The following is a 21,262-nucleotide window of genomic DNA, read 5'->3' as shown; positions in this document are numbered from 1 at the left end:
GCCAGTCAAGCCAGCTTCGGCGTCGCCGCGCGTCGGGGGAAACCCTGAAGGTCGCTGTGCTCTGGGCTCAGAGTTCGATCAGCGCCTGCCCACCCTGGACGGCCTCGCCGGGGCCGACGAGGATGCGTGCTACCGTGCCGGCGGCGGGGGCGGTGATCTCGGTCTCCATCTTCATGGCCTCGAGGATCAGCAGCACCTGCCCGGCCTCGATCTCGTCGCCCTCGGCCACGAGGATCCTGGCGACGGACCCGGCCAGCGGCGCCACGACGGCGTTCGAGCTGACCGCGGACACCGACGCCTTGGTCGGGATCTGGTTGGACCCGGCGTTGACGCCGATGATGATGGGGCCGAGGCCCTTGGGCTCCTCCTGCTCCACCTCGACGTCGATCTCGTACACCGTCTGGTTGACGGTCACCTTCAGCTTCATCATGGTTCTCCTGCGCTCGTCAACGGATGTGGGGGACGGTGCGGTCGTGGACCCGTTCGCGGCTGGCCGCGGCCCAGTTGGCCTGCCGGCCGAACCTGACGGCACGGACCTTGGCCTTGTGCCCGAAGTAGGCGGCCACGGCGGCGCCGATGGCCACCAGGTCCTCCTCCGGGATCTCCTGCTCGGACTCGAGGTCTGCGATGCGTGCCTCCAGGGTCTCCACCCTGTCCAGCAGGGCCGCGACCTTGGCCAGCAGTTCCTCGTTGGTATCCATGCCATTTCCTCCGATCAGACCGGGCCGAGGCCGTGCTTCTTGGCGGGGCGGATCTCCCGCTTGCCGACGAGCAGCTCGAGCGCCATGGCGATCTCGCGGCGGGTGTCGGCCGGGTCGATGATGTCGTCCACCAGGCCGCGGCTGGCGGCCATGTAGGGGGTGGAGAACGTCTCGCGGTACTCCTCCACCAGCTCGGCCCGCCTGGCCTCCTTGTCCTCGGCCGCCTCGATCTCGCGGCGGAACACCACGTTCGCGGCACCCTCGGCACCCATGACGGCGATCTCCGCCGTCGGCCAGGCGAACACCTTGTCAGCACCCAGGTCCTTGGAGCACATCGCCAGGTAGGCGCCGCCGTAGGCCTTGCGCATCACGACGGTGATCTTGGGGACCGTGGCGGCCGAGTACGCGTACAGCATCTTGGCGCCGTGGCGGATGATGCCGTTGTGCTCCTGGGCGACGCCGGGCAGGAAGCCGGGGACGTCGACGAGGTTCACCACGGGGATGTTGAAGGCGTTGCAGAACCGGATGAACGCCGACGCCTTGTCCGAGGAGTCGATGTCCAGGACGCCCGACATCACCGACGGCTGGTTCGCGATGAAACCGACGGTGCGGCCCACGATCCGTCCGAAGCCGACGACGATGTTCATCGCCCAGCCGGCCTGCACCTCGAGGAAGTCGCGGTGGTCCACGATCTCCGCGATCACGTCACGCACGTCGTAGCCCTTGTTGGCCTGCTCCGGCAGGACGTCGCGGAGCACCGGGTTTGGCTCCACCACGTCGTCGGGATCGACGATCGGAGCGTCCTCGGTGTTGTTCTGCGGCAGGAAGCTGAGGAGCTTCTTGGCGATCAGGATGGCCTGCTCGTCGTCGTCGGCCACGAAGTGCACCACGCCGGAGCGGGACATGTGGGCGTCGGCGCCGCCGAGCTCGTCCTGGCTGACCTCCTCGCCGGTGACCTGCTTGATGACGCCGGGGCCCGTGATGAACATGTGGGCCTTGCGGGTCTGGATGATGAAGTCGGTCAACGCCGGCGAGTAGGCCGCGCCGCCGGCGCAGGGGCCCGAGATGATGGAGATCTGCGGGACGGCCCCGGACAGCAGCACGTTGGCGTAGAACACCTTGCCGTAGCCGGACAGGGAGTCGATGCCCTCCTGGACACGGGCGCCGCCGGAGTCGTTGATGAAGATGAACGGCGTGCCCGTGGCGAGTGATGCGTTCAGCATCTCCGTGACCTTGATGGAGTGCGCCTCGCCGGCGGAACCGCCAACGACGGTGAAGTCCTGGCTGGCCAGGTGCACCGGGCGGCCCAGCACCGACGCGGAGCCGGTGACCACGCCGTCGGCGGGCATGTCTGCCTTGTCCATCCCGAAGGTGGTGGTGCGGTTGCGGCGGAACGCGCCGGTCTCCTGGAAGGAGCCCGGGTCGATGAGCGACTCGATCCGCTCGCGTGCGGTCAGCTTGCCCTTGGCGCGCTGCTTGTCCAGCTTCGCCTCACCGCCGCCGGCCTCGACCTTGGCGCGCCTCTCGGCGAGTTGCTCCAGGCGCTCGGCCATGGTGTGTTGCTTGCTCATCCAATGCTCCTCAGGCCGGCTCGACGGCGACGCTGTGCCTGCGCCCGTCGAGGGTGACGTTGTACTTGATCGGACCGGTGATGCCGCGGGGCGCGGAGCCGGCGGCCTCCTTCTCGGCCTTCAACTGCGCCTCGGACTTGGCCACGCTCTTCGGCCCCTCGGCGCGGGTGGTGAAGAACGCGGGTGCGACGCCGGGGAACATGGCGTTGGTGAGGACGTCCTCCTCGCTGCCGTTGCTGCCGGGTAGTGCCGTGGCCTGCGCTGCGAGGGTGTCCCACTCGGGCTCGAGCAGGTCCGCGGGGCGGACGCTGATCGGGTCCTTCTTCGCCTGTGCCCGGGCCAGCTCCACCACCTCGGGGTTGCGCTCGCCGAGGCATTCGCCGTAGTAGCCGAGCATCAGGTCGGCGAACTCGCCGGTCATCACCTTGTAGCGGCCCATCAGGACGTTGAACACGGCCTGGGTGCCGACGATCTGCGACGACGGGGTCACCAGCGGCGGCTGGCCGGCGTCGGCCTTCACCAGCGGGACCTCGGCCATCACCTCCGCGATCCTGTCCCCTGCCCCCTGCGCCTTCAGCTGGGACTCCATGTTGGAAAGCATCCCGCCGGGGATCTGGGAGGAGAAGATGTCGGTGTCCACGAGGGTCTTGGACTCGAACTCGGCGTACTTCGGGCGCACCTTGCGGAAGTGGTCGCGGATGCGCAGCAGGCGCTCCATGTCCAGGTCCGTGGTGTAGTCGGTGCCCTCCAGCATCGCGACGAGCGACTCCGTCGGGTTGTGGCCCGGGCCGAGCGACATCGACGAGATGGCCGTGTCCACGACGTCGGCACCGGCCTCGATCGCCTTCATCAGGCTGACCAGGGTGACGCCTGTCGTGGAGTGGCAGTGCACGTTGATCTGGACGTCGCCGTAGGTCTCCTTGATGCCGCGCACGATGTCGTAGGCGGGCTGCGGCTGCAGCAGGGCGGCCATGTCCTTGAGGGCGATGGACTCCGCGCCCATGTCCAGCAGCTGGCCGGCGAGCTTGATGTAGCCGTCGACGGTGTGGACCGGGGAGACGGTGTAGCAGATCGTGCCCTGGGCGTGCTTTCCGACCTTCTTGACCGCAGCCATGGCACGGGCCATGTTGCGGGGATCGTTGAGGGCGTCGAAGACCCTGAACACGTCCATGCCGTTCTCGGCGGACTTCTCGACGAACTTGTCCACCACCATGTCCTCGTAGTGGCGGTAGCCGAGGAGGTTCTGGCCGCGCAGCAACATCTGCAGGCGCGAGTTGGGCATCAGTTCGCGGAACGTGCGGAGCCGCTCCCAGGGGTCCTCGTTGAGGAACCGGATCGCGGAGTCGAAGGTCGCACCACCCCAACACTCGACGGACCAGTACCCGGCCGCGTCGATGTCGGCGCATGCATCGACCATGTCCTCGGTAGCCATGCGCGTGGCCATCAAACTCTGGTGCGCGTCGCGGAGTGCCAGCTCGGTGACGCCGATCTTTCGTGGACTCATGTGACAATCAAAACACCTACCCAAGGCCAGATGTGGGGCACCCCCCACATAAGGTCCGGGCAGGGTCCCGGTAACATGGCCCAGATGCAGAATCGGGCGGTGCCGAGTTTCCTCGGCAACCGCCCGATTCTCCTGTAGGGGTTGTCACTCCCCCACCGCGATCAGTTCGTGGCTCGTCGCATCCCGACGCCGATACCGGCGGCAGCGAGGGCCAGCGCCGCGGCGGTCATCCAGATCACGCCGCCGTCCGCCTGCCCACCCGTCGACGGGAGCCCGGGCCCCGGCCTGTGGGTCTGCTGCGGGGCGCTGGTCGGGACCGGGCCGGAGCTCGCCGTCACCGTGGGCGTCGGATCCGGATCGGAAGTTTCGCTCGGATCGACACTGTGGCTCGGGCCGACACTCTGGCTCGGCTCGGGCGACTCAATCGGCTCAGGAGACTCGCTGGGCGCGGGGCTCTCGCTCGGCTCAGGCGACTCACTCGGCTCAGGAGACTCGCTGGGCGCGGGGCTCTCGCTCGGCTCAGGCGACTCACTCGGCTCAGGAGACTCGCTGGGCGCGGGGCTCTCGCTCGGCTCAGGCGACTGACTCGGCTCGGGCGACTCGCTGGGCGCGGGGCTCTCGCTCGGCTCAGGCGACTCACTCGGCTCAGGAGACTCGCTGGGCGCGGGGCTCTCGCTCGGCTCAGGCGTCTCATCGGTCTCACCGCAGGGCAGCAGTCCGGCGAAGGTGTGGTGGTGGAGTTCGCCGCCGCTGCCGGCCGTCGTGGTGAAGTCCTGGGAGACCCACTGGCCGTTGGTGGACCGGGAGCCGGTGAAGTGCAGGTTGGCGTTGGGCGCCCAGACGGCCCCCATCTCGTGATCGCCGAAGCGCACGGTGCCGGTGACGTCGGAGAGGTCCAGGATGATGTGGCGGGCGTAGGCCTGCTGGGCACCGGAGGCGCTCCAGCCCTCGAAGTTGAGGACACCGATCTCCGTGGTGCCGGCCGGGAACTTGATGACCAGCGGGGCATCCGCCGTCGGGAAGTAGCCCTCGGGCTTGATGGCGTTGGCACCCTCGATGTCTTCATAATTGATCACGTTCGGCCTGTCCGAGGCCCAGCCACCCAGCGTCAGCGGGTCACCCGAGAGAGTCGGGAAGTTCACCTGGTCGTTCCCGGGCACGTAGCCGGCGAGGCACTGACTCGCCGCCGCGATCCGCTGATCCATGTCCGGGAAGTAGGCATCGACGGAAGCCCGGTCGGTCTTCAGAGCAGCGATCGCGTCGTCGGAGTAGGACACCTTGGTCAGGTCCAGGACGCCTGAGTCGTCGTTGGTGACGCGCAGGAAGTTGGAGCCGCGCACGCTGCCACGCAGGTTCTCGGTGACGACGAACTTGGCGGAGGCGAGGTCCTCTGGCGATCCCGGGACGGCGCCGCTGTTGGTCTGCTCGATGGCGGGTTCACCGGCGGGGACGCCCGCGAACTCGTTCGCCAGGATCCGGACGGGGACGCCGTCGATGCGCGGTACCTCGTAGTCGGCCATGCCCCCCACGTGGTGGAGCACTGGGTAGTTCTGCTTGCTGGAGTTGATTGCGCCGGTGGCTGCCACCGAACCCTCGAGCTCACCGTTGCCGAGCGTCACGTCGCCCTGGGCGAGGATCGAGAACCCGCCGTTGACGTCGAACGGGTTGAAGTACTCCGTCGCCGCCCTGGCCATGGAGGTCGCCCCCACCAGGAAGGTACCCAGCGTCAGGGCCCCCGCGAGCACTGGCACGAGCGTGCGAATGCTCCTTCGGCCAGCAACGCGTTGCGCATCTGGTTGTCTGCTGTTCATTGTCCGAGTTCCCCCTCGCCCGGACGCCACAACGTCCGATCCAGTTATTAAGTTGAGCAGTCGGGGGCACGCTACCAGGAGAGCGCTCCCCGGGCCAAATCCGCACGCGCGCAGAACCCGCCCCGAGCGGCTTGCCTCGGGGCGGGTTCTTCGTCGTGGCTGGATCAGACCGGTCGGCTCACTTGAACCGCACCATGTTGTTGAACACCCACTTGTGGACGGTCCGGTAGCTCGTGGCACCGTCTGCGTCCTTGACAACCTCGACGAGGTTCGCCCACACGTAGCTGCGGCAGCCGTTGCGACCGGTCGCGGCGCTGTCGCAGTCGGTGTACCACTTCCGACCGTCCGTGGCCGTCCAGGCCGTCTTGTACCCCAGCGGGTTGTCGGACCACTGCGCTCGGGTCATCATCGGCAGGTAGGTCAGGTTGTTGAACACCCAACCGGTCACCTGCTCGTAACCCGCGCCGTCGCGCAGCACCGTCGTCGCCCAGATGTCGGTCTGGCACCGGAAGGTCTGCGAGTAGGCCTCGCACTTGGTGAACCAGTCCCTGCCGCCCACGTGGTGTTTGCCCGGCGTCGTGTACAGGTCCGTGCCCGGGGGAAGCGTCGGCTTGCCGGGAGCGCTGCTGGGCGACTTCGACGGCTGCTGCGTGGCCGGCGGGTCTGACGGCTCCCCCGTCGGGCCGTCGGTCGGTTCGCCGGTGGGCTCCTCGGTCGGTTCACCGGTGGGCTCTTCCGTGGGCTCCGCCGTCGGCTCCGGGCCGGGGACGTAGGGCGCGAAGCCCATGGCGAAGATGTGCAAACCCTCCGCGTTCGGCAGCGTCACGGCGGAGACCGTCTTGCGGGGATCGATGTTGATCGTGCTGACATAGATCCCGTAGGCATACTCCGTGTTGGCCAGGCCGGCCGGCGTGTTGCGACCGTTCATCTTGTACGCCACGGTCTCCCCGAACGCGGGAGTGGCGGAGAACCAGTTGGCGAAGCCGAGGTTCCCCGTCGAGGCCGACCCGTCGGAGTAGTGGATGACGAACTGCCCCGACACCCCCGAGCCGAGGCCGCTGCCGAGGACCGCAAGTGCCCCGCCACTGCCCTCGAGCTCCACGCTCTGGCCCGCGGCGACGACGTTGTCCGGCTCCCCGGGAGCAACGTCCGGCCAGGTGAAGGTGGCGCCAAGGTGTTCGACAGTGGCGCCGGGTGTGGCCCCGAGTTCGGCGAGGAGTTCACGGGAGAAGGAGTTCCCGTCGCCGTCGTAGTCGCCGGCGGCGACCGTCTCCAGCGTCGTGGTGCCCACGTTGTTGCGCAGCTCCGCCATGGTGCCGGTTTCCCCCAGCTCGAGCTGCTGGAGCCGGATCGTGTCGACGGACTCGCGCGCGCCGGCGCTGGTGAGGTACGTCGCCGAGGCGGTGAACTTCCGCAGGGTGGTGGGCGACGGGTTGTTCGGGACGTGGATCTCGGTCACCACCTCGACGGAGGCCCCGTCGGCCAGTTCCTCGATGGTGTGGGTGGCCGGGTAGAGGGTCCAGTTGATTGGGCCGCCCACCTCGACGGTCACGTCGGTCACGGCAGCGCCGCCGACGTTGGTCACGGTCACGGTGATGTCTGAGATGGCGGGGCCCTCGAGGTCCACTTCCGCGATGGAGAGGCTGACGGCGGGGCCGTTGCCGTCTGCCATGGTCGTGCTGGGGACGAGGGTGGCCACGAGGGCGAGGAGGGCGACCGTCACGACGGCGAGGAACGCCTTCGCGCGGCGGGTCAGCTGGGTGCGCTTCTGCATGGTCTCAGTCATCTCCCTCAGGCCCCCGGCATCGTTCCGGGCACGGAATCCAGCCCGAGTCTGGGCCGCTTCCACTCCCCACGGGTGAAGTCGGGAACGTCCACGGGACCACCGCCCAGTTCCAGGGAGGCGACGCTCAGCGGCACCGGCGAGCACCAGGCGGCCGAGTCGTAGACGTCGATGTCGGGCAGGCCGCCCGTACGGATCAGCTGGATGGTGCGCCACTGCATGAGACCGTCCATGCCGCCGTGGCCACCCTGGCCGCCGACGTCGGTCCACAGCCAGTGGTCGTACTCGTTGCGGTAGGACTGGAAGTCCCGCCAGGCGTGGTTGGTGTGGTCGGGCTCCATGTAGACACGTGCCCCCGTGCCGCCCGTTCCGACGTAGTCCTCGAACAGGCCACGGCTGCCCGCCAGGCTGTTGATGCGGCTGTACGGGCGCGGCGTGGACACGTCGTGCTCCGCCCGGATGATGCGGCCGTGGTCAGTGGTGATCATGCAGGTGATCAGGTCGCCGTTGACGTAGGTCTCGCCCCAGGAGCGGTGCCCCTGCGGCATGTGCCGCTCGCGGTAGTCGGCCAACCCCTTCGGCGGCGTGGCCGTCGCGGACAGGCTGACGAACCGGTCACCACGGTTGATGTCCATCGCGGCGGCGATGGGCGCCAGGCCGTGCATCGGGTAGAAGCTCGCGGTGCTGCGCGTGTGCCACTTCCGGCGCCAGTCGTCGGTGTAGTAGTCGCCGAACAGCAGCGAGCGCAGGTCGTGCAGGTAGCCGCCGTGGCCGTTGGTGACGTCGCCGAAGACTCCCTCGTGGGCCATCTTCAGAATCGCCAGTTCATTTCGGCCGTAGTTGCAGTTCTCCGCCAGCATCAGGTGCCTGCCAGTCTGCTCCGAGACGTCGACGAGGCTCCACAGTTCGGCCAGTTCCATGGCCACCGGCAGCTCGACCATGGCGTGCGCCCCGGCCAGCATGGCATCGCGTCCCTGCTCGTAGTGGAACTCCCACGGAGTCGCGACGTAGACGAGGTCAAGGTCCAGGTCAGCGTACATCTGCTTGTAGGAGTCGGCGCCGCCGCCGTAGACGGCAGGCCTGGTCCCCTCCTGCCCGGCGACGGCGTCGGCGGTGCGATCAGCCCGCTCCTGCCTGATGTCGCAGACGGCGACCAGTTCCACCCCCGGCTGCGACGCCCAACCCAGCGTCATGCTGTGGCCGCGGGCACCGAGGCCGATGGTGCCCACCCGGACGGTGTCACGCTGCTCGAAGGGGACGCCCACCATGGAGTTCTGGCCGATCGGCCGTTGCGTGTCACCGTGGGCCTTGAGGGCTGCGGCTCCGGCCGCAACCACTATTCCGGCACCTATGGTCCCGGCCAGGAATCCCCGGCGGGACGGCCCTGGAAGTGTAGTCATCGTGCAATCTCCTCATGCTGTCGTAGAACGGGGGAAACAGGTTCTGGCCACGGCGTTCGCGGCCGAACGGACGGCATCGTCTCGTCGCCCCGACGCTAACAGCAGATTGGTGGCGAGCCCGAGGAAGTGGGCCGGCACGAGCATGCAGACTGCGCGTTTGTCCACGCCTACCTCGGCGCGGGACGCCAAGGCCCCGCCCCCGTGACTCACCACGGGGAACGGGGCCTCGGCCACCGGAGTGGTCCGGTCAGCATCGACTCACTTGAAGCGGACGATGTTGTTGACCACCCACTTCCACTGCCACTCGTAGCTGATGGTGCCGTCGGCGTGGCGCACCTGCTGCAGCACCTGGGAATGAGCCGTGGTGCGGCAGCCGTTGCGACCGCTGACCGCCGTGTCGCACTCGGTGCGCCACTTGCGACCGTCGTCGGCCGTCCACTCCCCCGTCACGCCGAGCGGGTTGCCCGCCCACTGCGCACGGGTCATCAGCGGCAGGTAGGTGAGGTTGTTGAACACCCAGCCGCTGACGTTGGCGAAGGTCCCACCTGTCTCCTTGACCGACGTCGCCCAGATCCGCGTGGTGCAGCGCTGGGTCTGCGAGTAGTCCTCGCACTCGGTCCACCAGTGCCGGCCGTTGACGACGTGCAGGCCCGGCGTGGAGTAGAGGTCACCCTTGGGCGGGATCGTCGCCGTGGGCTCCTCGGTCGGGTCCGGCGTCACCGTCGGCTCCTCGGACGGATCCGGCGTCACCGTCGGCTCCTCGGACGGATCCGGCGTCACCGTCGGCTCCTCCGAGGGGTCCGGCGTCACCGTCGGCTCCTCGGACGGATCCGGCGTCACCGTCGGCTCCTCCGTCGGGTCGGTGCTCTCGCCGCAGTGGAACAGGGCGTCACCCCAGATCCCGTGGGCACCGGCAGCGCTGGACGGGTAGCGGATCGCCAGGTCCACGAACTGCACACCGGTCAGGTCCACGGAGACGGACTCGGGGTCCATGTCGGGCACGAAGGTGCGCGACTGGTAGCGGTCCGCCCCGTCGGCGGTCACGGTGAAGATGACCGGGCCGGCGAAGCCGTTCTCCATGCCCACCTCGGCGGTGAATGCGGAGCACTGGCCCCCGAGGTAGTAGGTGATGCGGCCGTTGGCGTGCACGCCGAGGCCCTTCTCGTAGACACGGTTCTCACCGGTCTCCGGGTCGATGTAGTTGCTCTCCAGCGGAGTGCCGTCCTCCTGGGTCATGCCCGGGTCCAGGTTGTCGACGTCGAGGCCGATGGTGCCGTAACCGTTGGTGGCCGACAGCCAGGGCCAGTCAGAGGCGTAGACGTCCTCGGTGGGCACCTCGGGCATCTCGTTCTCGACGATGGTCCACGCGAACAGCTTCAGCGTCGACTCACCCGGCAGGGTCACCGACTCCACCGTCTTGGCGGGGTTCAGCGTCACCAGGCTCTGGTACATCTGGTAGGAACCGTTCGGGTACTCGTAGCCGCCCACGTTGTTGCGTCCCTTGGTGGTGATCGCAATGGTCGAACCGAGCATCCCGTGCTGCGCCTGGTACAGCCAGTTCGGGAAGCCGGCGCCACCCGTGGACGTGGTGCCGTCGGTGTAGTTGATGGTGAACTCACCGGTCACACCGGCCGCGGAGGCCGAGGAACCGACGATGGCCAAGTGGGTGCCCTGCCCCGACAACGCCACGGTCTGGCCGCTGACCGCGACCGAGTTGGCCTCGTCCGCCACCGCATCCCACGTGTAGGTGACGGGGGCATCGCCGGTGTCGACGGTGAACTCCTCGCCTGCGACGATCCCCAGTTCCTGGAGCTGCTCGTCGGCGAAGGTGGCACCGCCGCCGTCGAAGTTGCCCAGTGCTGCGTTCTCCACCGTAGTGATGGACACGGCGTTGAAGGCGTCGGCGAGGGAGCCGTAGGTGAGCTCGGTCTCGACGAACGTGAGCAGCGTCCGAGCGTCGCCGGAGGCGTCGACGTAGGTGGCCGTGACCTGCATGCTGATGGCACCCGCGACGGCGTCGGCGCCGGGGCGGACCACCAGCGTCTGCGTCACGGAGTCACCACCCTCGATGGTCGTGGGCACGTCCGAGGCGGACACGAGCTCCCAACCCTCGGGGAGTTCCACGTCGACGTCGATGCCGGTCTTGGCGGCGTCGCCGGTGTTGGCGAAGGTGACCTCGATGCTGGTCTCCTCACCGCGGTAGACGCGGTCCGGCATGGCGCCGACCAGCGTGGCGGCCATCGCGTCGGGGTCCTTGCCGCCGATGGCGCTGGAGTCCTCGAGCACCACCACGGCGGAGGTGCCGGAAGCCACCTGGCCCACCTGGACGGTCACGACACCGGTGGCGGCGTCGAAGGTCCAGTCGGTGGTCTCGGTGCCGTCGACGGTGACCCGTGCCGGCTCCGAGTGGGTGTGGGCGGCGACGGTGTAGGGCCGGGAGTCGGCCATGCCTTCGTAGGATCCCACGCGCTCACCGATGGTGACGGTGACGTCGCCGGCGCCCTCCTCAGGTGCGCTGACCGAGACGGTCTGCGAGCTGTGCTCACCCTCGCGGTAGGCGCGGGTGACCTTGTCGTCCTCGTATAGGTCGTAGCTGGACTCGCCGCTGGGGTAGACGTCCAGCGTGATGGCGGAGTCCTCGGCAACCAGGGACGCGTTGCGGGCGATGATGCCCTGCGGGACCACGGCGCCGGCCCGCACGAAGATCGGCAGCTTGTCCAGCGGGGCGGGGTGGCCGTTCAGGACCTGACCGCCCTCGTGGACGCGGCCGGTCCAGAAGTCCACCCAGTCGTCGCCGGCCGGCAGGTAGATGCCGGAGCGCACGGAGGTGGAGGTGAACACCGGCGCGACGAGGTAGTCGGTGCCCAGCAGGAACTGGTTGTTGGCCTCGACGGAGTAGGAGCCGAGGTCCTCCGGGTACTCCAGCGCCAGCGAGCGCATCACCGGGGTGCCGGTGGCGTGCGCGTTGTGCGAAAGCGAGTAGATGTAGGGCATCAGTTGCTGGCGCAGCTGCAGGTAGTACCGGTTGATCTCGGTGGCCTCTTCACCGTAGAGCCACGGGCGCTTGTCCACCGAGGCCCAGCCGGACATGGAGTACAGGGCGGGCGCGAAGGCCTTCCACTGCAGGTCGCGGACGTAGGACTCGGGCGAGCCGCCGAAGATGCCGTCGACGTCGCCGGTGGCGAAGGGCTGGCCGGAGTTGCCGGAGCCCATCAGCGCGGAGACCTGCCAACGCACGGCGTCCAGGTTGCCGGAGTGGTCGCCGGTCCAGACCATGCCGCAGCGCTGCGCACCGGCCCAACCCTCCACCAGCAGCGCGGTGCCGCGGGCGTCGGAGTTGTCCTCGAAACCGTTGTAGGCGGCCTCGCACCCGGTGAGGGCCATGCGGTAGCCGTAACCGACCCATGCGACGTCGAGCTTGCGCAGCCGGATGCCTGCCTCGCCGATCTCGTAGGGCTGCTCGGTCAGGGAGCGCTGGGTCCACAGACCCGTCTTGAGACCCGTCTGCTCCTCGATGTTGTCCACGGTCTCCGGCAACTCGACGTACTCACAGCCGTAGCCGTCGTTGACGAGCATCCAGCCGGCTGGCATGTCGTTCTCGACGAAGTCGAGTGCGACTTCCAGGGCTTCCGGGGTGCGGTTCTTCCCCTCCTGGGGAGCACCTTGATAGGTGGGGCTGCTGCGGTTGTAGCAGTCGGCGTCGCCGTACTCGAGGGCGTAGACCGGCGGCATGTGCGGGCGACCGGTGAGCTTGGTGTAGCCGTCCAGCGACTCCTTGTAGTTACCGGCGAAGTAGTACGCGTCGAAGCGCTGCTCCCGGTGGGTGGTGGTGCCCTCACCGAAGTCGTAGGTGCCGGGCGCGAAGGTGTTGCGCAGCACGCCATAGCCGCCGGAGGTCATGTAGTACGGCACCGCGTTGGGGTAACCATCGTCGTCCCAGTCGAAGTTGGCCGCGATGTTGATGCTGGCGTCGGTGTGGATGGAGCGGCCGTTCTGCATGCCGCCACCGAGCACCTGCTCGTCGGCGCCCATGGCGAGGTGCTGCGTCGTGGAGTTGCCGCCGAAGCTGAGGGGCGCGCTCTCGGCCCAGATGACGTCGCCGTCAGCGTTCTTCGCCGTCATCTTGCCGGTGGCCTTCTCGACCTCGACGCTGGCGCCGCCGGCCGAGACGACGATGGTCTCGCCGTCGGTGGCGGTCACCGTGGCGCCGTCGAAGTCGTCGGTGCCGACGATGATGTTGGCCGTGCGCTCGGGGTCATTCTGCGGGGTGTTGGCGGGGTCCGCGAACTCGGTGCGAGTGGCCTCCACCCGGAATGTGGTCTCGTCCAGGAACGTGACCCGGTACTTTCCGTTGGCGGCGGTCAGAGTGGCGGAGCCACCGTCGGTGGTCACCCCGGTGATGGCACCGAGGGTGGTGCCGTTGGCCTCGACAGGGACCTCCGGGGTCACCCGGTCGGGCGCGATGGCGGTGGTGCCGTGGCGGTCGTCACCGACGTCGATGGCCGATGCGGCCAGCGGACCGGTGATGATGGTGGTGGCGACAAGAGCCGGCACCGCCAACAGTGCTGCGGCCCGCAGCAATGGCTTGCGTTTCAGCATGGGGAAATAGCCCTCTCCTCGTTGAGTACCGCCTCATGCTCGTTCGCCGAGACGTCTGACGTCAACGCAGACCCCCGGATCACGCAGTGCGACCGATTGATACCCGCTCAACACCGCTCGCGAGCCCGGAGACGAAGCGGGGCTGGCGCACGTCAGCACGTGCACCAGCCCCACTCGGTCCCGCGGCGGGTCAGGCTGCCCGCCGCCTCGTCATCCGAAACGGACGATGTTGTTGAAGATCTCCTTCGAGACCACCCGGTACGAGGTGGCGCCGTTGCTGGTCTTGTACGGTTCGACCACCTTCGCGACGTTGTACGCACGGCACCCGTTGCGACCCGAGACGGCGGTGTCGCACTCGACGCGCCACTTGCGGCCGTCGTCGGCGGTCCAGGACCCCTTGTAGTTGGCCTTTCCGAACCCGCCCAGCGGGTTGTTCTTCCACAGGGAGCGCGGCGACGGCTTGTAGGTCAGGTTGTTGAAGAAGTAGTCGTTGGAGCTGTAGAACTTGCCGTCCTTGACGATCACCTGGGTGGCGTAGATCTCCGTGCGGCAACGCTCCGTGCTGGAGTACGGCTCGCAGCTGGTCTTCCAGTAGCGGCCGTTGTGGTTCCAGGTGCCCTCCTGGGTGTAGACGTCGAAGTCCTTGTCACCCGGCTGCGGGGTGCGGCTCCACGTGAAGTACGCCCAGTTCTGGTCAGGCGTCAGGTCCGAGATGCCGCGCGTGGTGTTGACGATGCGGGTGCGGTACTTTCCCGTTGGGAGGTCGTCGGGGACCCAGCCCGCGATCACCGCGATGCCGCTGCTGCTGGCGGTGGCCTTCTTCTGCTTCGGGTCGTCGATGGTGACCCACTTCCCGCCTCGCAGCATCTGCACGCTGTAGGCATCACCCGGGTAGGCGGAGACGACGGTGCGCAGGAACGAGTGACCGTTGAACTTCTCCTGGGAGAACCCCTTGTCGTAGCCGCGGACGGTCTTGACCTCGATGTGCTGGGCCTCCTGGCTGTCCTGGTTGGTCCAGTGCTGGCCGACGAAGGCATTCCCCTTCTTGAAGTCGGCGGTCTGGACGTAGACCTGGTGGCCGTCGAACCCGGCCGGCGGCTGCTTCACCGTGACGTTAACGGTCTTGAAGCCGTAGCTGCTGGTGCCCTCGTTGAGCGTCACCGACACCGGGTCCGAGATGGGCGTGAACTCGAAATCGTTCTGCCCGGTGCCGTACCAGCGCACCGCGAAGGCACGGATCTGGGTGGTGTGACCGTACCGGCCCGAGACGTTCACCTTGAACGGCTGGCCCTGCGTGTAACCATCGAGCGTCTGGCCCGTGGGGAACCCGATCCCGCAATGGTTGGTGTTGTTGCACAGCGCCTGACTCTGGGGCGACCAATCAGCTGCCGCCGCCGGCTGGGCCGCCACCGCTGCCCCTCCGACCGCAATCATGACGGCACTGACGGCAGCGCCCACCCACCTCTTGAGTTTCATTTCCATCCCCTCGATGAAGAACATTCGACGCGAACAGTAAATCGAGGGAGGGGGTCACTACCGCGGGGGCGCGCGCAGCGCGCCCGTTGGTGTGCGCAGGTGGCGTCCGCATCGGCCCCGGCGCGGCCGTGACAGCGATCCGCGAGGTGCTGCCTTGAGGATCTCCAGAGCCTGGACGCGGCGTGTCGCGGATCCTGGTCACGCCTCACCAAATCGGACGTCCCCTACGGTGCCTTTCCCAGACCACACTCCGCGCGAAGGCGATGGTCTCGGCTCGATGCTCACGGACCTGACGCGGTGTGAGGCTGTAGGTACGCCAGCCGGCGGAGTGGAACTGGTTCCGCCGGGACCCGTCGCGTTCCATCGCCTCCCTCGCACTGTGGAACTCGAAGCTGTCGATCTCGAAGGCGATCCTGGCATCGTGGAACCCGATGTCAGGGATGAGTTCCTTGCCGTTGATCATGATCGGGCGGTTGCCCTCCCAGCCCTCCAGACCTGCGTCCCTGAACAGCGCGTGCGCATCCACCTCGGCAACGGACCACGGGTTCCGGCTCAGCGCCAACGCCACTCCTCTCGCCGCCGTCGCGCGCCGAAGGGTCAACCACCCTGCATGCTTCTCGATCTCCTTCGGCGTGGTCGCCTCTAGCTTCAGTGCTCGGGTTCCGACGTGCAGGTCCCCCAGGATTCCAGCTGTCAGCACCGTCGCGGCGGCTTCGGTGACCCGGACGTCATCCTCCCATTTGGTGAGATCGGGGTCGATGGTGTCCCGGTGGAACCGGAGTGCGCCCCGTGCGGTCAGGTGGGATTCTGCGTAGACGTCCACGGTCTTCAGATCGATCTCAGGATCGAAGGTGAGGGCTGCGGCCGCGCGTCCACCGATGATCGCGTTGGGGTTCCACATCGTCACCGCACGTATGCATGCCGCCGGATCGTTCACGAGACCCGGATCCATCACCACCCCGGGCAGGAGTTGCACGAGCCGTCCGGCCTTGACTGCCCTGGACCATGACGAGCGGAGTGGACGATGCTCCGCCAACCGCACCACTCCGTGAGCCGCAGCCAGAACGTCTTCGATTCCCATTCCCTCATTGCGGCACACCGGGAGCAAAGGGGTAAGGGTGAGGATTCGCATTGACAACACGTCGGGCAGGATCGACAACACTGTCGCCGCCCGTGACAACACCTGGGCGTGGAAATCGCCCCTATTGGCGCCTGAGCGGCCCGGGCCCCAAGGGGCACCGTGACAGCGATCCGCTAGACACCCCATCGGGGATCTCCAGAGCCTGAACGCGGCGTGTCGCGGATCCTGGTCACGCCCGGCCGGATGGCTCAGCTGCTGAGCATGACCTGTCCGCCGGTGACGGGTAGCGCCTGGCCGGTCTCGTAGTCCTGCTCGACGATGTAGAACAGCGCCCGCATCACGTCGGCGCCGTGGGTGCCGCGGCCCATCGGGACCTTCGACTCGTAGAAGCGGCGGACGTCGTCGACGTCCTTGGCGCCGGGCACCTTGCCGGAGCGCAGGTACTGCACGAACAGGCCGTTGTCCGGGTCGGACCACAGCGGGCCGTCCAGGAAGTTGCCCGGGCAGATGGCGTTGACCTTCACGCGGTAGTCCACCAGTTCGAGCGCGAAGCTCTGCACCAGCCCGATGCCGCCGAACTTGGAGCCGGCGTAGGCGGCGTTGCGGTTGGAGCCCACCAGGCCGGACTTGGAGTTGATCTGGACGATGTCGGTGCTCCACTCGGGAGCGGCGACGTGCTGGCTGCGCAGCACCCGGCCCAGGTGCTTGGTCACCAGGAAGAACGCGACGTAGTTGACGTCGGTGGACAGTTGGAACGCGGAGAGGTCCTGGCTGAGCACGGATCCGGCCCGGGCGATGCCGGCGTTGGAGACCACCAGGTCGATGCCGCCGGTGGTGGCGACCACCCGCTCGGCCATGGCGCGCACCGACCCCTCGTCGGCGACGTCCACCTCGATGGCGGTGGCCCGCTCCCCCAGCTCCTCGGCCAGGCGGGTGGCGCCGTCGATGTTGAGGTCCGCGACGAACACCCACGCGCCGGAGGCGTGCAGCGAGCGGACGATCTCCTCGCCGAAGCCCTGCGCCCCACCGGTGACCAGCGCCACCCGACCGGCGACCACCGCACCGCGCGACGACGCGTGCCCGGCCTCCGCGGACCGCGACGACGGCACCGCGACGGCGCCGCCCACCTCGGACGCCTCGACGACGGCCTCCACTCCGCCGGCCGACACCCTGATGACGGCGGGCAGCGTGAGCTCCGCGGGCAGCGCCGTCGAGATGGCGGCCGCCACCGCGGCGACGTCGTCGCCGTCGGCGGTGATCGCCGCGACGGGCTCGGCCTCGGAGGGCCGGAGCACGACGGGGGTGCTGCTCCGGGCGATGAGCGCGCCCCGCAGCAGGGGCAGCAGCTCGAACTGGGTGAGTTCCACGGTCATGACGAGAATCCTCCGATGCGAAGTGTCTGGGCGACGTCGCCCGGCTCAGCCCCTGCAACCAGCTCCGGACCGGCCTTGCCGTAGCGCTGGATCCGCTCGGCCAGCGGCAGCTCCGCCAGCGGGTTCTCCGGGTGGAGCAGGCCCAAGGTGAGGTCAGCGTTGCTCAGCTCCTCGTGGGCCACCATCGCCCAGGTGGAGGTGTTGAGGTGCGCGAACCGCGGCTCGGACAGCTCCGGGCAGGCGAACACTTGGCGCGGCTGGTTGATGTCGACGCCCGAGACCTCGATCAGCCCGTTCTCCGACGCCAGCCGGGAGACCCGGTCCAACTGCTCGGGGGTGTTGCGCGGGGGCATGAACGTGATGGCCGGGAAGCCGATCTCACGCAGGGTGACGACCAGCTCGTCGAGGTAGTCGTCCTCGAACTTCTCCGCCTTCTTGTCGCCGGTCGGCGAGGCGGAGACGTCGCCGAGGTAGGCGTAGCAGGGGATGGCGCCGATGGAGAGGGCGAACTCCACGACGGTCCGAGCATCGGGGAGTTCACCCCCCTCGTCCCAGTGCCTCGGCTGCTCGTAGAACTCGCCGAGGTACTCGGCCTTGAGGAGGCCGAGCAGGTCATAGGGCAGGAAGCGGTTCTGCCCATCGCCCAGGACCTCGGCGAGCTTCTCCGGGACGGTGACGCCCATGCCCGACAGGCCGTCTAGCAGCGAATGCCCCCGTCCGAAGCCGGCGATCAGCGCCTCCGACATCGCGAACAGCAGGTGCCGTTCGGTGACGGTGCCGCCGGTGGCGTACTGGGAGATGCCGATGACGTCGCGCTCGAAGTCGAACTGCGGCGCCTCCAGCTTGGCGAGGATCTCGTTGGCCGCAGCCGCCATCCGACGGGTGCGCTCCAGCCGGCGCTCCCGGATGGGGCGCAGGAACTCCTCCGCCGCCGCCCGTGAGGTGACCGGGATGCCCTGGACGGTCATGTAGACCACGCCCTCGGAGTCCGGGTTGTTCAGCTTGCGGTCCGCGAACGTCGCAGTGCCGGCGGCCACCTCGGCCGGGGTGTGCAGCGTAACGCGGATCTCGAATCCGGTGACCACCCCCAACCCCAGGATGGCTCCGGCGTCGCGCATCTCCGCGGCGGCCCCGATGGAGTCGTGGTCCACCGAACCAACCACCTGCAGCCCCGCCTCGCGACCCTTCAGGCAGGCCATCGACGGCGTGTACGGGCTGAAGCTGTAGATGGTGTGGATGTGGTTGTTGGACTCGACCGTGAACTCCGGCACCTCGTGGCCCGCGTCCACCAGTTCCCGAAGTGCCGCGACGCGGGCGTCCGGAGCTGCGGTCGGGTCGTTGATGGTTTCAATCATCGGTTCTCCTCGGGTTAGCCGTGAGGAACGAGCTGCGTGTCGAGACCAGAGGATCTCGACACGTCGCCCACTCGTTCCTCGCGGGCTCCTACTCGATCAGCGGGGTGGGCGCTGGCTGGGTCAGACGGCGTTGCGGGTCCGGCGGGCGAGTTCGGCGCCGGTCTGGTTGGTGGTCGGGGTGTGGCCCTCGAGCGGGAGGATCCGCTCGTGGATGGCGTCGATCAGCCAGCTGGGCTGGGGGAAGAACTCCTCCTCCAGCTCGGCCGCCGGCGTGATGGCGTTCCGGGAGCCGACGACGGTGACGGGGGCGTCGAGGTGGTCGAAGGCCAGCGTCTGCACCTGGGAGGCGACGGTGTGCATGAACGAGCCACGCTCGACGGCGTCGGAGGTGAGGAGCAGGCGCCCGGTCTTCTTCACGGACTCGACGATCGGGTCCAGGTTGAGCGGTGCGACGAAGCGCAGGTCGATCACCTCGGTGGAGATGCCGTGGGTCTCCTGCAGGATGTCGGCGGTCTCCATCACGCGGTAGAGGGTGGGGCCGAGCACCGCGATGGTGACGTCGGTGCCCTCGCGCCGGACGATGGGCTCGCCCTCCGGGACCTCGTAGTAGCCCTCCGGGACGCCGTCGGCCTCGAACTCCTCGGCCTTGTCGTAGAGCAGCTGCGACTCGAAGAACACCACCGGGTCCGTGCCGCGCAGGGCGAGGTTCATCATGCCCTTCGCGTCGTACGGGGTGGCCGGGTAGTAGACCTTCAGGCCGGGCATGTGCGCGCACAGCGCGGCCCAGTCCTGCGAGTGCTGGGCGCCGTACTTGTTGCCGACGGACACGCGCATGACCAGCGGCATCTCGAGGAGGCCGGCGGACATGGCCTGCCACTTGGCGGCCTGGTTGAAGATCTCGTCGCCGGCGCGGCCGAGGAAGTCGCAGTACATCAGCTCCACCAGCGCACGGCCGCCGGAGAGGGCATAGCCGACGCCGGCGCCGATGATGGCGGCCTCGGAGATGGGCGAGTTGAACAGGCGGTGGTGCGGCAGCAGCTCGGTGAGGCCGCGGTAGACGGCGAACGCGCCGCCCCAGTCGCGGTTCTCCTCGCCCCAGGCGGCCAGCGTCGGGTCGGTCACGAAGCGGTGGGCGATGGCCTCGAACAGGGCGTCGCGGTAGGAGAAGGCCTTGGCCTTGGAGACGGGCTTGCCGTCGGCGTCGCGGGCGGTGCGGACCTTGTTCTTCAGCGACTTGACGCGGGGATTCTCCTCGAGCGGCTGCAGCAGCTCGGGCTGGCGGTCAGAGAGCTTCTCCTTGTTGCCGTTGCTGTGCATCACGGTCTCGATGAAGTCCATGTGGACGCGCGGGGAGACATCCTCGTCCTTGGTGGCGAGGGCGATCACCTTGGTGATGCGCTCGTCGATCCTGGCCTGGATGTCGTCGACGTCCGACTGGCCGAGGACGCCGTTCTCGATGAGGTAGGTGGCGTAGTTCTTCAGGCCGTCGTGGGCCTCCCACAGCTCCACCTCCTCCTTCGAGCGGTAGCTGGAGGCGTCCGACGGCGAGTGGCCGGAGAAGCGGTAGGTGATGGTGTCGGTCAGGACGGGGCCGCGGCCGGACTCGAGCAGGTCGCGCTTGCGGGCGACGGCGTCGGCCACTGCGAGGGGGTTGAGGCCGTCGACGCGCTCGGCGTGCATCGCCTCGGGGTTCACACCGGCACCGACGCGAGCGAGGATGTCGTAGCCCATGGTCTCGCCGGCGGTCTGGCCGCCCATGCCGTAGAAGTTGTTGAAGAAGTTGAACCAGATGGGCGGGTTGCCCTCGACGCCGTCCTTCCACAGGGTGCGGAACTGGTCCATCGAGGAGAAGCCCATGGCCTCCCAGACGGGGCCGCAGCCCATGGAGGCGTCACCGATGTTGGCGATGACGATGCCCTGTTCGCGGTTGATGCGCTTGAACAGTGCGGAGCCGAGCGCGATGTCCGCCGAGCCACCGACGATGGCGTTGTTGGGCATGGAGCCGAACGGGGAGAAGAAGGCGTGCATGGAGCCGCCGAGGCCGCGGTTGAAGCCGGCCTTGCGGGCGAAGGTCTCCGCGACCGTGCCGTAGAAGATGAAGTTCTCGGCGACGTCGGCGAGGCCGTCGTTGCTGATCTGCTCCGCGAAGCCGAGGGTCTCGCCGTCGAGGAACTCCTTCATGATGGTCTCGAGCTCGGCCGGGTCCAGCTTGCGGGCGGCGGAGAAGCACTTGGCGAGGATCTCGCCGTGGCTGCGGTGGGAGCCGAACAGGAAGTCCGAGGGGTCCAGCTGCGAGGCCTGGCCGACGACGGCGGACTCCTGCCCGATGGACAGGTGCGCGGGGCCGCGGTGGTTGTACTCGACGCCGTTCCAGGAGCCGGTGGTCTTGATGGAGTTCAGCATGGTCTCGAACTGCCGCACGGCGATCATGTCGTGCAGGATGTCGATGAGGCCCTGCTCGCCGTGGGTGGCGAGTTCCTTGGCGAAGTCCGCCTGGTAGGCGTTGACGGGGATCCGCGGCGGTTCGATGTAGCTGGTGGCCCGGACGTTGCTCGGGTCGACGATGAGTGACTTGGGCATTGCTGTTGTTTCTCCTGTTTCTGCTCGC

At 68.1% G+C, this 21,262-nt stretch carries 13 protein-coding genes; all 13 read right to left on the bottom strand.

Going from position 1 to position 21,262, the window contains the following annotated elements; genetic code table 11:
- Positions 1-67: 67 nt before the first annotated feature.
- The gene (locus tag ACYU7G_RS10510; RefSeq protein WP_461109567.1) at positions 68-427 is read right to left on the bottom strand and encodes a biotin/lipoyl-containing protein; all 360 of its coding nucleotides are present in this window, start codon (positions 425-427) and stop codon (positions 68-70) included.
- 19 nt (positions 428-446) lie between these two features.
- Positions 447-701 carry a hypothetical protein gene (locus tag ACYU7G_RS10505; RefSeq protein WP_461107551.1) on the bottom strand — a complete coding sequence of 85 codons (255 nt, stop codon included), beginning with the start codon at positions 699-701 and terminating at the stop codon, positions 447-449.
- A 14-nt stretch (positions 702-715) separates the two neighbouring features.
- On the bottom strand, positions 716-2,272 hold the full coding sequence (locus ACYU7G_RS10500; RefSeq protein ID WP_461107549.1) for an acyl-CoA carboxylase subunit beta: 1,557 nt from the start codon (positions 2,270-2,272) through the stop codon (positions 716-718).
- Between the two features lie 10 nt (positions 2,273-2,282).
- The gene (locus ACYU7G_RS10495; protein WP_461107547.1) at positions 2,283-3,776 is read right to left on the bottom strand and encodes a methylmalonyl-CoA carboxytransferase subunit 5S; all 1,494 of its coding nucleotides are present in this window, start codon (positions 3,774-3,776) and stop codon (positions 2,283-2,285) included.
- A gap of 161 nt (positions 3,777-3,937) precedes the next feature.
- The gene (locus ACYU7G_RS10490; RefSeq protein WP_461107545.1) at positions 3,938-5,527 is read right to left on the bottom strand and encodes a collagen-binding domain-containing protein; all 1,590 of its coding nucleotides are present in this window, start codon (positions 5,525-5,527) and stop codon (positions 3,938-3,940) included.
- Positions 5,528-5,765: 238 nt separating this feature from the next.
- Positions 5,766-7,373, bottom strand: coding sequence for an NEW3 domain-containing protein (locus ACYU7G_RS10485; protein WP_461107543.1), 1,608 nt, complete (start codon positions 7,371-7,373; stop codon positions 5,766-5,768).
- 5 nt (positions 7,374-7,378) lie between these two features.
- On the bottom strand, positions 7,379-8,770 hold the full coding sequence (locus tag ACYU7G_RS10480) for a Gfo/Idh/MocA family protein (RefSeq protein ID WP_461107541.1): 1,392 nt from the start codon (positions 8,768-8,770) through the stop codon (positions 7,379-7,381).
- Between the two features lie 258 nt (positions 8,771-9,028).
- Positions 9,029-13,369, bottom strand: a complete 4,341-nt coding sequence (locus ACYU7G_RS10475) for an NPCBM/NEW2 domain-containing protein (protein ID WP_461107539.1) — start codon at positions 13,367-13,369, stop codon at positions 9,029-9,031.
- 210 nt (positions 13,370-13,579) lie between these two features.
- Positions 13,580-14,845, bottom strand: a complete 1,266-nt coding sequence (locus tag ACYU7G_RS10470; RefSeq protein ID WP_461107537.1) for a hypothetical protein — start codon at positions 14,843-14,845, stop codon at positions 13,580-13,582.
- A 205-nt stretch (positions 14,846-15,050) separates the two neighbouring features.
- Entirely contained in the window at positions 15,051-15,926 is an 876-nt protein-coding gene (locus ACYU7G_RS10465) for a hypothetical protein (protein ID WP_461107535.1), read from the bottom strand.
- Positions 15,927-16,174: 248 nt separating this feature from the next.
- A complete protein-coding gene (locus ACYU7G_RS10460; protein ID WP_461107533.1) occupies positions 16,175-17,299 on the bottom strand; it encodes an SDR family NAD(P)-dependent oxidoreductase in 1,125 nt (374 codons plus the stop codon).
- Entirely contained in the window at positions 17,296-18,654 is a 1,359-nt protein-coding gene (locus tag ACYU7G_RS10455) for a PHP domain-containing protein (RefSeq protein WP_461107531.1), read from the bottom strand. Before ACYU7G_RS10455 ends, ACYU7G_RS10460 begins: the two co-directional genes overlap by 4 nt.
- A 120-nt stretch (positions 18,655-18,774) precedes the next feature.
- Positions 18,775-21,234: an alpha-ketoacid dehydrogenase subunit alpha/beta gene (locus ACYU7G_RS10450; RefSeq protein ID WP_461107529.1), complete on the bottom strand. Its 2,460-nt coding sequence runs from the start codon at positions 21,232-21,234 to the stop codon at positions 18,775-18,777.
- Between the last annotated feature and the right edge of the window lie 28 nt (positions 21,235-21,262).

This window comes from Tessaracoccus terricola, assembly GCF_054776555.1.
This window is presented reverse-complemented; position numbering and strand designations above follow the sequence as displayed.

Coding starts and splice junctions, on each gene's coding strand:
- ACYU7G_RS10475 (WP_461107539.1), bottom strand. CDS start 13,369: ATGCTGAAACGCAAGCCATTGCTGCGGGCCGCAGCACTGTTGGCGGTG.
- ACYU7G_RS10500 (WP_461107549.1), bottom strand. CDS start 2,272: ATGAGCAAGCAACACACCATGGCCGAGCGCCTGGAGCAACTCGCCGAG.
- ACYU7G_RS10495 (WP_461107547.1), bottom strand. CDS start 3,776: ATGAGTCCACGAAAGATCGGCGTCACCGAGCTGGCACTCCGCGACGCG.
- ACYU7G_RS10505 (WP_461107551.1), bottom strand. CDS start 701: ATGGATACCAACGAGGAACTGCTGGCCAAGGTCGCGGCCCTGCTGGAC.
- ACYU7G_RS10465 (WP_461107535.1), bottom strand. CDS start 15,926: ATGGGAATCGAAGACGTTCTGGCTGCGGCTCACGGAGTGGTGCGGTTG.
- ACYU7G_RS10510 (WP_461109567.1), bottom strand. CDS start 427: ATGAAGCTGAAGGTGACCGTCAACCAGACGGTGTACGAGATCGACGTC.
- ACYU7G_RS10460 (WP_461107533.1), bottom strand. CDS start 17,299: ATGACCGTGGAACTCACCCAGTTCGAGCTGCTGCCCCTGCTGCGGGGC.
- ACYU7G_RS10470 (WP_461107537.1), bottom strand. CDS start 14,845: ATGAAACTCAAGAGGTGGGTGGGCGCTGCCGTCAGTGCCGTCATGATT.
- ACYU7G_RS10485 (WP_461107543.1), bottom strand. CDS start 7,373: ATGACTGAGACCATGCAGAAGCGCACCCAGCTGACCCGCCGCGCGAAG.
- ACYU7G_RS10480 (WP_461107541.1), bottom strand. CDS start 8,770: ATGACTACACTTCCAGGGCCGTCCCGCCGGGGATTCCTGGCCGGGACC.
- ACYU7G_RS10455 (WP_461107531.1), bottom strand. CDS start 18,654: ATGATTGAAACCATCAACGACCCGACCGCAGCTCCGGACGCCCGCGTC.
- ACYU7G_RS10450 (WP_461107529.1), bottom strand. CDS start 21,234: ATGCCCAAGTCACTCATCGTCGACCCGAGCAACGTCCGGGCCACCAGC.